This is a genomic window from Moorena sp. SIO4A5 (genome assembly GCF_010672005.1).
Taxonomy (GTDB): domain Bacteria; phylum Cyanobacteriota; class Cyanobacteriia; order Cyanobacteriales; family Coleofasciculaceae; genus Moorena.
Genome location: NZ_JAAHHZ010000027.1, coordinates 60,177 through 73,065, shown reverse-complemented (window position 1 = coordinate 73,065; position 12,889 = coordinate 60,177). Strand labels below are relative to the sequence as shown.

10 protein-coding genes are annotated in these 12,889 nt (G+C 43.7%); 6 read left to right on the top strand and 4 right to left on the bottom strand.

The genetic code is table 11. The features are described 5' to 3' along the window. Positions 1 to 115: 115 nt before the first annotated feature. The gene (locus F6K57_RS10160; protein WP_293067078.1) at positions 116 to 361 is read right to left on the bottom strand and encodes a hypothetical protein; all 246 of its coding nucleotides are present in this window, start codon (positions 359 to 361) and stop codon (positions 116 to 118) included. A 148-nt stretch (positions 362 to 509) separates the two neighbouring features. Here F6K57_RS10160 and F6K57_RS10155 point away from each other — a divergent pair, with 148 nt between their 5' ends. The 4 genes from F6K57_RS10155 to rph all read left to right on the top strand — a co-directional run bounded on the left by F6K57_RS10155 (position 510) and on the right by rph (position 5,646). Next, on the top strand, positions 510 to 2,297 hold the full coding sequence (locus tag F6K57_RS10155; protein ID WP_293067075.1) for an FAD-dependent oxidoreductase: 1,788 nt from the start codon (positions 510 to 512) through the stop codon (positions 2,295 to 2,297). Positions 2,298 to 2,395: 98 nt separating this feature from the next. Then, positions 2,396 to 3,904 (top strand): thymidylate synthase, encoded by a 1,509-nt coding sequence (locus tag F6K57_RS10150; RefSeq protein WP_293028959.1) that lies wholly within the window; start codon positions 2,396 to 2,398, stop codon positions 3,902 to 3,904. Positions 3,905 to 4,268: 364 nt separating this feature from the next. Next, positions 4,269 to 4,841 (top strand): dCMP deaminase family protein, encoded by a 573-nt coding sequence (locus tag F6K57_RS10145; protein ID WP_293028962.1) that lies wholly within the window; start codon positions 4,269 to 4,271, stop codon positions 4,839 to 4,841. Between the two features lie 100 nt (positions 4,842 to 4,941). Continuing rightward, positions 4,942 to 5,646, top strand: a complete 705-nt coding sequence (rph, locus tag F6K57_RS10140; protein WP_293028965.1) for a ribonuclease PH — start codon at positions 4,942 to 4,944, stop codon at positions 5,644 to 5,646. A gap of 93 nt (positions 5,647 to 5,739) precedes the next feature. Here the strand turns inward: rph and F6K57_RS10135 are convergent, their stop codons facing one another. Beyond that, positions 5,740 to 6,543 (bottom strand): TPM domain-containing protein, encoded by an 804-nt coding sequence (locus tag F6K57_RS10135; RefSeq protein ID WP_293028968.1) that lies wholly within the window; start codon positions 6,541 to 6,543, stop codon positions 5,740 to 5,742. Positions 6,544 to 7,122: 579 nt separating this feature from the next. Here F6K57_RS10135 and F6K57_RS10130 point away from each other — a divergent pair. Further along, positions 7,123 to 7,749: a type I restriction endonuclease gene (locus tag F6K57_RS10130; protein WP_293067070.1), complete on the top strand. Its 627-nt coding sequence runs from the start codon at positions 7,123 to 7,125 to the stop codon at positions 7,747 to 7,749. 487 nt (positions 7,750 to 8,236) lie between these two features. Here the strand turns inward: F6K57_RS10130 and F6K57_RS10125 are convergent, their stop codons facing one another. Beyond that, the gene (locus F6K57_RS10125) at positions 8,237 to 8,401 is read right to left on the bottom strand and encodes a plasmid partition protein ParG (RefSeq protein WP_198954017.1); all 165 of its coding nucleotides are present in this window, start codon (positions 8,399 to 8,401) and stop codon (positions 8,237 to 8,239) included. Between the two features lie 172 nt (positions 8,402 to 8,573). On the opposite strand from F6K57_RS10125, the gene F6K57_RS10120 reads away from it, so the two are divergent. Next, positions 8,574 to 8,738 (top strand): hypothetical protein, encoded by a 165-nt coding sequence (locus tag F6K57_RS10120; RefSeq protein WP_293028936.1) that lies wholly within the window; start codon positions 8,574 to 8,576, stop codon positions 8,736 to 8,738. A 1-nt stretch (position 8,739) separates the two neighbouring features. Here the strand turns inward: F6K57_RS10120 and F6K57_RS10115 are convergent, their stop codons facing one another. Then, positions 8,740 to 12,426: an NB-ARC domain-containing protein gene (locus F6K57_RS10115; RefSeq protein WP_293067066.1), complete on the bottom strand. Its 3,687-nt coding sequence runs from the start codon at positions 12,424 to 12,426 to the stop codon at positions 8,740 to 8,742. Positions 12,427 to 12,889 lie beyond the last annotated feature (463 nt).

Genomic DNA, 12,889 nt, shown 5'->3' with positions numbered 1-12,889 from the left:
TTAGAAGGTTGAAGGTTGTTCGCGTAGCGTGGCCTTTTGGCCAAGGTTGTTCGCGTAGCGTGGCCTTTTGGCCAAGGTTGTTCGCGTAGCGTGGCCTTTTGGCCAAGGTTGAAGGTTAGAAGGTTGAAGGTTGAAGGTTAGAAGGTTGAAGGTTGAAGGTTAGAAGGTTGAAGGTTGTTCGCGTAGCGTGGCCTTTTGGCCAAGGTTGAAGGTTGTTCGCGTAGCGTGGCCTTTTGGCCAAGGTTGAAGGTTGTTCGCGTAGCGTGGCCTTTTGGCCAAGGTTGAAGGTTGCTGGCCGTAGGCGTCTGTTGTGGGATAGGTTAGTTAGATGGTTGTTCCCGTAGCGTGGCCAAAAGCCCAAGGTTAGAGCCTGAAACCTGTAACTTTCAACCGGAAACCTGTAACTTTCAATCTGAAACCTATAACCTGCTAACCTGTAACTTTCAACCTGAAACCTTCTAACCTGCTAACCTGTAACTTTCAACCTGAAACCTGTAACTGTTGCACGAATGACCGTTGACTATGACCTAATTATCATTGGTGGCACTCCTGCTGCTGTGTATGCTGCTGTTGCGGCTGCTGGTTTAAAGGCTCGTGTGGCTCTGGTAGACCCTCAGCCAGGACACACTAGCTGGCTAGGACAGGGGGCGATCTACACCAGAGTATTAAGTGAAATGGGGCGTAAGCTTGAGCAGATGCGTGACGCTGCTCAATTGGGTATTTATCCTCAAATAGATGATTTAACCGAACCCGACATGTCACAGACCGGGTTTCCATCCCTACCACTAACTGAGGTGATGGAATGGGCTAATCTAGTGGTTGCCAACTGCTCAGAACAGAATTCTTCAGCTATTTTAGCTACTTTAGGGATTGATCTAATCACTGGTGAGGGGGAATTTTGCCGACTGCCTCACCTCGGTTTTGTAGTCAACAACCGACGTTTGCGGTCTCGTGCCTATCTGATCGCTACTGGCTCTCGCCCAGCTATTCCCGATATCAAAGGGTTACAGACCATAGACTATTTCACACCAAAGGATATCTGGCACAAAGTGTTGAAGGTTGGAAGGTTGAAGGTTGAAGGGGAGTTGAAAGTTGGAAGGTTCAAGGTTGAAGGGGAGTTGAAGGTTGGAAGGTTCAAGGTTGAAGGGGAGTTGAAGGTTGGAAATGAAAACCAGCAACCTAAAAACCAGCAACCCGATAATCAGCAACCTGAAAACCAGCAACCTGAAAACCAGCAACCCGATCACCTTGGCCAAAAGGCCACGCTACGCGAACAACCTTGGCCAAAAGGCCACGCTACGCGAACAACCTCCCAACCTTCAACCTCCCAACCTTCAACCTCCCAACCTTCAACCTCCCAACCTTCACTACCCAAAAGCTGGGTAGTGATTGGGGATGAGCCTATTGCTCCAGAACTAGCTCAGACCTTAGCTAGACTCGGTTGTGAGGTAACGTTGGTGGTCAGTACTACTCGTATTTTGTTCCAGGAAGACCTAGAAGCATCTAGGCTCATACAAGCTCAGTTAGAAGCTGAGGGAATTCGAGTTCTGACGGATAGTCCAGTTGATCAGGTCAGAGAGATTGACGGGAAAACCTGGGTTCAGGCTGGTAATAAGGCCATTGAAGCTGATGCCATTTTACTGGCTACGGGTGAGCAACCCAATGTGGAATCCTTAAATCTAGAAGGGGTTGGGATAAAGTACACTCAGCAGGGTCTTCAGGTCAATCAGAAGCTACAAACGACTAATCCCCGCATCTATAGCTGTGGCAAGATGGCTGGTGGTTATCCCTGTGCCCATATTGCCCAGTATCAAGCCAGCATTGCCGTGAAGAATGCATTGTTTTTCCCCTGCTTTAAGGTGGATTATCACGGGATTCCCTGGACAATCTTAACTGAACCCCAATTAGCACGGGTAGGTCTTACAGAAGTAGAAGCTAGAAAGCGCTATGGCAAGAATGTGTGGGTGATTCGAGAATATTTCAAAGAGTTAGATCAGGCTCAGCTCCTGGGGCAAACCACTGGGTATATGAAACTGGTAGTGCAGCGCAATGGGACAATTTTAGGAGCAACCATAGTTGGATCACACGCAACAGAATTAATCGGGGAAATTACCCTAGCGATTCAGCAGAAAATTAAATTGGGTATGTTGGCAAATGTCTATTATCCCTATCCCACCTTGTCAGAGATTTTTAAGAAAACAGCAATACAGTGGCAGCACCAACGAATTAGTCGTAATCAGACCTTAAAAAACTTTCTGGAAGGTTTCTTTAACCTACGCCGTAGTTGGTCAAAATGAATGTTGATTACCATTACTTCACGCTTAAACCTTAAACATTTAACAGTTAACATTTAAAATTTAACAGTCAACATTCAAGCTTCAACTTCTGCATTAAAATGACAGCAATCACCAAACCAAGTCAATTCCAGTACAAACCCCTGCACAAGCCTAACCAACTAATTTACGGTACAGGTCAAACGGCGGTAATTACTGGTTGGACGATCAAAGAAGCGATCGCAAAAAAGTTAAACCCTTCTGAGTTTGCTGTGGTCGGACAGTTATACAGTCCCACCCGGGGAATTAGCCTGCTCATTCGTAATCTCCTCGCTAATCCCCATGTCCGCTACTTAGTGATTCTCAACGCTACGAAGGAAGACCGCAATGCTGGCAGTGGAACTTGCTTGCTGGACTTTTTCCGCCATGGGGTTGAAGAAGGAACTAGTGATACTGGTCGTCACTGCTGGGTGATTCGCTCCTCTATCAAAGGTTATATTGACATGGAGATTCCCTTAGTCATCCTAGAACAACTCAGAAGGGAACTTTCTGTGGCAGAGGCTGATTCGATTACCCAAGCCGTTAGTCTGGTTAAGTCTTATGGCTCCAAAACTCAAGAGCCCTGGGGAAAATCGTTGGAATTTCCTATGGCCAATGATGTCGGGGCATCTGGCTGTGCCCCCCTAAAACCAGGACCGCGCTACGGACATCGCATTGAAGGACGAACGATAGCTGAAACTTGGGTTAAAATAATTCATCGCATTAAAACTACCGGCACAATTCGGCCCACGGGTTATGACGGATATTGGCAAGAGCTAATTGATTTAATGGCAGTAGTAACGGCAGAACCTCCTGAATTTTACTTTCCTCAGCCCAATTATTTACCATGCGATCGCGACTTTATCCAAGAATACATTCATCAAATCCTGGACGACGCACCCGTAGTAGAAGGAGTGAAATATACTTATGGTCAACGTCTACGTTCTTGGTTCAAACGTGACCAAATCGAGCAAGTCATCACCAAACTCATTGGTGAAATCGATGCAGCCAGTGCAGTGATGTCCCTATGGGATGTCAAAGACCATGAGAAAGGGGGCAGTCCTTGTCTGAATCACATCTGGCTGAGAGTTGTGGATAATGAATTGTCCCTAACCGCCACATTGAGAAGTAATGATATGTTTAGCGCTTGGCCAGCTAATGCCTTTGGACTCAGAGCCCTACAGCAGTATATTAAAGACCAAATTGCTAAGCGCGGGGGTATTCAATTAAAAATGGGACCGCTGATTACCGTTAGTCAAAGTGCTCATATTTATGATGATTGTTATGACTATGCTAATCGGATTATTCAAAATCACTATCAACAAATTATCAATTCAGAACAGAAACAGTATGCTGATCCCATTGGTAATTTCTTGATTGAAACGGAAAATACTGATATTATAGTGAAGCATACAACCCCTGGTAGCGGGGAAGTAATTGCTACGTATTCTGGTAAAAATGCCATGAGTTTATCTAGAAAAATTTGTAGTGATAATCCTTCAATACAACCTAGTCATGCGGTCTATTTAGGAATAGAATTAGAAAAAGCTATGATAGCTATAAAAGAAGATAAAAATTATCACCAATTATAGCATTTTTAATACTTATGATATACAAAATCCTGGGTATTAAGAATTAGGGAGTAAGGAGTGACCCATGGGAAAATTGACTGTACTTCATGACTAGGATAAGTTATTGATAAGCAGTTATTGATCAGCATCAACTATAGATAACCTAAAAAACGAGTTTGGTGTAAAAAATAACCAAAGATAGTTTGGTGAATAGTTCTTGGTAAAATGACAAGTTATAGCAACCACAGTAAAGGTTAAGACATGTTTCTATTTACTGTTCTCTTTTACCTGCTCCCTGTTCACTTAAAAAAGACGATGATAGTTTATGTCATCAACTAAACTGACATTGATATAAAATTGATCATTAACAACTTTAAAATTACCAATGACTAATGAAAGACCAAACTGGGATGAATACTTTTTAATGATGGCTAAGCTAGCAGCTACTCGCTCAACCTGTTTAGCCTTTCCTGTAGGAGCAGTGATTGTTAAAAACAATCAGATTTTAGCAACAGGTTACAATGGTCCCCCATCTGGCTCAAGTCATTGCACAGCTCAGGGATACTGCTATGCTGGACTAAGTAGCTGCGATGCGTCTCGTACCATGCCATCCCGAGCTGTTCATGCTGAAGCGAATGCGATCGCGTTTGCAGCTAAACATGGTATTGCCACTGCTGGAGCGACTATTTATGTCACCCTAGAACCTTGTGTATCGTGCTTGAAGTTAATCATTTCAGCTGGCATAAAGAAAGTTTTTTATGAGACTATCTTCAATAGTGGAGAGAAAGCTCTAGTTAGAGATCATTTTCTGAACGACGGCTTAGTTAGCCTAACCCAAATCCAGTTAAGTGAAGAAACAGCTAAACGAGCAGCTTCATTTCTCCTCAATCCAACATCTGTTACTAAATTGTCGGACAAAATTATTGAAAACAATTACACAATTATTAACGGTGACTAGCTCGATAATATAGCTCAATAATATTGTGATAATTTTTGTTCCCTACTCCCTACTCCCTACTCCCTACTCCCTACTCCCTACTCCCTTTGCTACATAACTTATGTCTTGGCAGCGTCCTGATCACCGACAAGCGGATCAACTACGTCCCATTTTGTTTGAGCGAGAGTTTACCCGCTATGCTCTTGGTTCCGTTTTAGCTCACTGTGGTGAGACCAAAGTACTTTGTACCGTGACGGTTCAGGAGGAAGTCCCCCGATTTCTCAAGGATACTGGCAGCGGCTGGCTAACCGCTGAGTATAGGATGTTACCAGGAGCAACACCGGAACGCCAAAGACGGGAACTTCTCAAGCTTTCCGGTCGAACTCAGGAAATTCAGCGGTTAATCGGACGTAGTTTACGGGCTGCTGTTGATCTCAAAGCCTTGGGCGAGAGGACCATTACGGTAGATGCGGATGTTTTACAGGCGGATGCAGGTACCCGCACTACCTCCATTACTGGGGGATATGTTGCTCTTGCGGATGCTGTGGATAAACTGGTTAAAACGGGAGTACTAGAGCGATCGCCTTTAATTCACCAAGTTGCTGCTGTCTCCGTCGGTTTATTGGAAGGTGAGCCCTTTTTAGACCTCAACTATCTCGAAGATGTGGCGGCTGATGTGGATTTTAATGTAGTGATGAACGACCAAATGGGTATTATTGAGGTTCAGGGAACAGCGGAGTCAGGGGCTTATACTCGCCATCAACTCAATCAGTTGATGGACCTAGCAGAAAAAGGTATTAAGGAGTTATTAGAAGCACAGCGCTAGCAGAAACATAGTGCTGAGTAATGAGTAGGAACTCCTGCAACCTAGCTATTAATTTCCGGAAAATTCCGGAAATTACGGGGATTTGACCAGGTGTTAAGTTTCTGAAGCTGATGATTCACTAATCACTGGTGACAAGTAAGCCACAATCGCACCGAGAAGAAAACCAATAATATTGCGCAATAGTGGCAAGTAATCAGATGTCCGTGTCACCACAGGTCCAATACCGAAGGCAATAAACAGGATACCCCAAAGTGGCGACAAAATCAAAGCCCATTGCCAAGCGAAAACCTGTTCCCGTTTGCGGGGGATAGCCGCAAATCCAAAAATCACTCCTCCGAGAGTAGAAGTAATTAGGGTCAGAATCCACTGTTCCCGTGGTAGTCCAGGTACCACCCGACATCCACCTTGGCGCAGGCATTGCTTGACCGTATCTAGGGATTCGATAATGGATTGGTTTTCGCCATTATCCCGTACAAAGTAGAGATTACCAAATCGGGTTTGCAACTCTACCCAAAATGTCCGAGGAAGGAATTCATAGAGGGCATCACCCACGTTAAACCCTAGAATATTACCCCCTCGGGCGTCAGCAATCAGTAACACACTTTTGTCGTTAAGTCCCCAAAACTCTTTGACTGCCCGACCAGGGGTGCGGTCATATTGGGTCAAAACTCGGAGTTTCCAGCCAGTTTCCTCCTCAAAGCTTTCTAAATCTTCGACTAGTTTCTGCTCTTGAAGCTCTGGAATAAAGTTCGCTAAATCAATGACTGGTGTTTGAACCTCGGGCAGTAACTCAGGATTGTCGTAAGCCTTTGCCTCAGGAGCAATCGCCCACATAGAACAAGCTAGGAACAGTGCTGCTAAGGATACTAAAATTCGTTTTGGAAACAGATACTGCATAGTTATTTTCAACCGGCAATGGACAGTATGCTTATCTTTTAGATAAATAATCAAGTAAAACTAAGCATTTCTTTACACTTGTTTACTTTATTCTAATCTTGGTTGCGATCGCAAAATGTTCGATCGCTTTTAGCGGAAGCTTCGCTTCATCGCGTAGCGTGACCTACGGTCAATCTTGTACAGTACAGGGATGATTGACAGGGGTAAGTTTCTGACATCAGGGTCAAACAGGGAGTGTGGGAGGTGTGGGAGGTGTGGGAGGAGAAGGGAGTGTAGGTTGGTTACATGTTGAATTGCCAGAACTATCTCCAGTTAGCGGCTGGATTCCATCAGGTGGTGATCAAAAATAAACCTGTAGAATTAGAATCAGAATTAGGGGTTAAATTAAACAGTATTGTAAAGGATAAAATAGCCACGTAATGCAGTAATTACTTAAAATTGAGAGCGATATTATTTTTACGATTGACCATAGGCCAATCTACGCGAAGGTTTATAATAAGGTAAAAGCATTAGCAATTAAAAATAAAATTTAAATTCCTAATTAACCTAATTAACCTAATTAACAATTCCCAAAGGATAATGGTAGAAACAATCGTAGCCCAAGATATTTCTCTGCCTCAATTGAAGGAAAAATTTGGACTAGAGCCCAATACAGAAGAGCAATTATTTCCAGAATGGCAAGAGGATTTACCGGAACTAAATGAGCTAGAAAAACAATGGCTAGATCGAGTCAAGGATGACTATCTTCACTTATCTGAGTATCCCATGGTAGAACCGATTGTCAAAATGGTGGTGCTATCCCCATTGTTGAGAATTGCTGATTTTTATCGCCCACCCTTCTATATTATTGCTGAAAAGGATGTACAAATTTCATCGGAAGATCAGGAAACGATTGTCAGGGGACGAATTGATATTTTGATTTGCCAACCTCAGTTTTGGATAGTGGTGATTGAAGCGAAACGAGCAGAATACTCTTTAAAGGTAGGGATACCACAAGCTCTAGCTTATATGTTGGCTAATCCTGAGCTACAAAAGCCTGCTTTCGGATTTGTCACGAATGGCGGTGAATTTATTTTTATAAAACTGATTCGACAAGATAAACTGCAATATGCTTTTTCTAATCAGTTCTCTCTGCTGAATCGTGGCAATGATCTATATACTGTCGCGAGAATATTAAAACACTTAGGTCAGTTAGTACGTCAATGACTGACAGCTGATAACTGTCAGCTCTGAGATAAACAAGGAAGTATAGCGCTTTAACATCAGATGTGAAAACGCTATAGTAACCATTGAAGAATTTTTAATTTTTAATTGCGCCCAGCGGTACTAGGTGGTGGAGATTTTTAATTTCTCTTGCCCAGCTTCCACATTTGTACAAGATGCGCGGATTTTTGCTACCAGGGTTCCGGATTAGAAGCCGTCCGCTAGACCTACTTCGCTTTTTATGTGTGCCCTTTACCGCTAACATCAATAATAGCTTAAAGCCGTCCTAAAAGGACGGGGCTTTAAACCCAAATTTTTTTGGTCATAGTATGCTGGCTAAGCATGGTTTTAATGCCAGACTTAAAAGGATTATAGTAAGGCATCAAAATGAGATACAACAAGAGATACTGAAATGCGATTCGGGCAAAGCCCGACGCTGCGCGAACGCATAAGTCTGTAAAGCTATTACCGATAGCACTTCAGTATTTATTCATGTCTCCTTTTCTCCATGTATATATACGCCATTTTGATCAAGCCACTTGTCAATTAATTCATTGACAACATCGCTCATGTCCCTGTCTTGCATAACACAAGCTGCTTTAAAGTTCTTTTTTTTATCTTTGGATAGATAAACCCGTATTGATTCTTCAGCCACTGTCCTACTACCAGTAAACAACTTTACTCCATTCTGGCATCAATGATTTTTTTTACAAAATTTATAAATTTATTTTCCCAGGGATGAGGTAGGATGGGGAAAGCCCGCGCGCCGACGCTTCAGAGTTCATCGGCTGGCTACTACTCGATTGTTCAACGGAGATAGCTACATTATGGCTTATCCACAAAACCTCCAGCCTTGGGCAGCGACTCCTCTAGTTCCCCCAACCCAATGGGTAATCATCGGTCGCTACCGCACTTGCTCTTATACAGAAGGATCCCGTCAGCGAATCCCTGACACCCAATTTGAACTCGTGTTTCGTTCCCATCTTCTCTAGATCAACTCAGCGCCCCCAACGCTTCCAGTGCTGACTTCTGTGCTAGGGTCAAACCCGTAACCCCTGTGATATTCATACCTTGGTAAGGTCGATCAGGAATCAGGGTTTTAATACACTGACCTGTGTGAGTAGCCCAAACTTTAATAGTCCCATCATTACTGCCACTGGTAAGCCAATAACTGCTCACCTGTTCTTGATCAGACCTACCCTGGTGATCTTGATGTTTTACAGGACTAAACCCAATCGATGACCGTACTGAATTCCTATGACCATGTAAGGTTCTCAGATAGTTACCCGTACTTGCTTGCCAAAGCCTAATGGTTTGATCTAAGCTACCACTGGCAATCAACTCACCATCAGGACTAAAGGCGACAGACCAGACGCCTTTACTATGGCCTCGTAAAATCTTGACACATTCCCCAGTCCTAACATCCCAAACCCGAACAGTTTGGTCTCCACTGCTACTAACTAGGGTTTTGCCATCAGGACTAAACGCTACCGACTGTACTCGACTAGTGTGACCCTGTAAAACCTTGAGACATTCACTACTGCTGACATTCCATAAGCGTATGGTTTCGTCTTCACTACCACTGGCTAGGGTTTGACCGTCTCGACTGAAGGTAACAGACCAAATCCAACTGGTGTGACCCCGTAATATCTTAAAACATTCACCAGTATTGACATCCCATAACCGGATGGTTTTGTCATCACCACTACTGGCAAGAATCTCACCAAGAGGACTAAAGCTAACGGATTGCACCCAATAGGAGTGACCGCGCAATACTTTCAGGCATTGACCTGTTCTCACTGACCACAAGTGTATGGTTTGGTCAGCGCTGCTGCTAGCGAGAATTTCACCATTGGGATGAAATGCCACAGAAGTCACCCAACCGGTGTGTCCCTCCAGTCTCTTTAAACAGCTATCACTACTGACATCCCACAACCTGACCATTTTGTCAGTACTGGCACTGGCTAATTGTTGACCATTGGGACTGAATACTGCTGAAAATACAGAATTAGTATATCCTTGTAGAATTTTAAGACATCGACCTGTGTTGCTATTCCATAGACGTACGGTTTGGTCACTGCTGCCACTAGCTACGGTGCGACCATCCCGATTAAATGCCACTGAAAATATAGAATTGGTGTGTCCTTGTAGGTAGTTCAGGCATTCACCACTGCTGACATTCCACAGTCTCACCGTCTGGTCATCACTGCCACTGACTAGGGTTTGCCCATCTGCACTAAACATCACCGACCTTACTCTATCGCTATGGTTAGTTAAGGTGTTGAGACATTCACCTGTGCATCGGTCCCACAATTTAATGGTAAAGTCAGCACTTGCACTGGCTAAGATAGCACCATCGGGACTAAAATTAACAGACCAAATCCGATTAGTATGACCATGACAGATCTGGCGACATTCACCAGTACTAAGATCCCACAGTCTCATTGTCTGGTCATCACTACCACTGGCTAAGGTTTTACCATCTGCACTAAAGGCCACCGCAAGGACTTGACCGGTGTGTCCCTGACATACCTGACGGCATTCACCAGTGTTTACATCCCAAAGCCTTACTGTTGATTCATCACTACCACTGGCTAGGGTTTTACCATCCCTACTGAATGCTACTGACCAAATAGAACTGGTATGGCCTTCTAAAGTTTTAATACACTGACCTGTGCTGACATTCCATAGTTTAATAGTTTTGTCACTACTGCAACTGGCTAGGGTATTACCATCAGGACTAAAGACAACAGACCAAACCCAACCAGTATGACCTTTGCAAATTAAAATTGGCTTACCATTCTCGACTTGCCATAAACGCAACTGACCTTCCACATCTCCAGTAGCTAAAAGCTTACCATCAGGACTAAACGCTACCCCAAATACTACTCCTAAGGTTTTAGTAAACACTGACTTAGATAAATCGGAGTGAGCGAAATTGACATCTTGTAAATCCACCCCTTGTAGATAAGCTTGCCAAATGGTAACTCTTGAAAAATCATAGCCTTTTAAACAGATTTGCTGTTGACAAAGGAGATTAATAATATTTCCACCAGCGTAGCCAATGGCTAAGGCAGGTTTGCCTCTAAGAGTGTCGAGAATCTGATTTAGATGGGTTTCTAGGTTAGCTTTACCAGTTAAAGCAATCTGTAGACGCTCTACAATGGGTTTGATAATTAGACGAATTTGAGTATTTCTAAGATAATCTTTGGTCTGAGCTTTGAGGATAGCATGAGTTCTAAATAGGTAATTTTCCCAGTTATTAGTGTTATTAATGGCGCTTACCCCAGCAATAATGTCTTCACAAATTTGCTCAACCAAGCGTTCAGTTACGTATTCCATCACCACCGGTTGTAGGGAAAACAGAGACGCTTTTCTTTCCACAAGCGATCGCTGTTCTAAGGATTCCAAGGTGTCGATCAGTTGTTGGGGTGGGACAGGAGGGAATATATCATCTCGTAAGTCAGCAAATGAGGCTTCTTCTCGATTGATGGCGAGCCAAAAAATTACTGTTCGTTCTGGATCGCTTAATCGGGCAAAATGCTGATCTAAAAGATTTTTAAAATTACCGAATATTATCGCATCTTGATTTAAAAATTCTGCAATATTACCCGCGAATAATTTATGAATTGTTGTGGCCACAATTTTTAGAGCTAAGGGATTACCAGAATACCCTGTAATTAACTGATTCCATTCCCTTTCTTCACCTTTAAAAGACCCGATTATATTAAAAATTTCTTGTCCTTCAGCGGTTGTTAAGCCACTTATTTGTAGGGAGCGAACAGGTAGAACTTCTGCTTCTAGCAGTCCAATTTCTTGAGGCTTCTCCCGAGAGGTTAGTACTAAGCAGCTTTGATGGGAGGTTTCTCCCCACCGTCTCAATAGTTGACCGTATTCTTCATATCCAGCTTGATAATGTCCAGCAGCATTGCTTTGAGCTCCCCCTTGTAAAATTGTCTCCATATTGTCGAGAACTAGCAAACAGCGGTGGGAGCGTAAATAATTCAGCAGTCGGGAAATTTTATCGTCTGTGGTATCTGGTAAATCAATGTCTTGCTGATTGGATAGAAATCTCAGCAACTGAGTCAAAATCTCTGATAGGTCAGGAGCATTACGTAGGGAGCGCCAAATAACAAACTCAAACTGGTTTTGGAGTTGTTGGGCAAGCTTGATGGAGAGGGAGGTTTTGCCCATGCCGCCCATACCTAACAAGGCCACTAGCCGACAGTGTTCGCTCAGAATCCATTGCTGCAACTGGGCTAGTTCTGATTGTCTTCCATAAAAGAAACGAACATCAACGGCTTCTGACCAATCTTGACGTGGTTTTGCGTTCCTGTAGCGTGGCCTTAGGCCAATCCCATCTGTTTCCTGTCGAGTTACTGGTTGGTTCGAGGGGATCGTTTCCTGTTCACTGCGCCACCTTCGTTCGATTGCTGAGCGAAAGTTCTTTTTACTGACTCTTTCCCCCAAAGCCTCTGAGAGAAGTTTCCACAGCTTGGGACCGACATCATGTTTGAGGTAAGTCGGGGCATAGCCATAGGTATCTGCAATAGTATCATAACTCTGACGCTTCCAAGACCAAGATGCCTCAATTAAGGCTTGCTGTAAATCAGTGAGATGATTCCCCGATTTGGCAAACACTAAGGCATTGGCGAATTCCAGAGCGTCTTCAAGGTTCATATACAGTTTTGATTATAGTTTATTCTGCTATAATAGAATATTGTGATTTACTAACAGTTAAGGTCGTAGGTGTTAGGTTTTATGGATCAGGGGGTGACACAATAGCCGAAAAAGCTTATTTGGTAGAGAGTGCAGCAATTTAGGGTAAAAAAAAATCGGTCTAGTTACCTCAATCAGACCAATCCACATTACAATGTTACCTGAATTTTAGCTGACTCCGCGAGAAGCCCCACATCTCAATGCTACGCCATGAGTGTTTAAAGTTACCGTAAGGATAGGGTCGCCTTTATGGTTAGTCGGTTATGGGTAAAACAGGTGTGACCCGTGGCGAATTAAATTCGCCGTAGGCGAACGGAAAACTTTGCCGATTTTGGCGACCCTATCTATCGGTTTCGTCTCCAGGGATGAATCGCGGACAGGGTCTTTGGGATTCGGCTTTCGCCGACGCGGGGCGCGTTCGGGG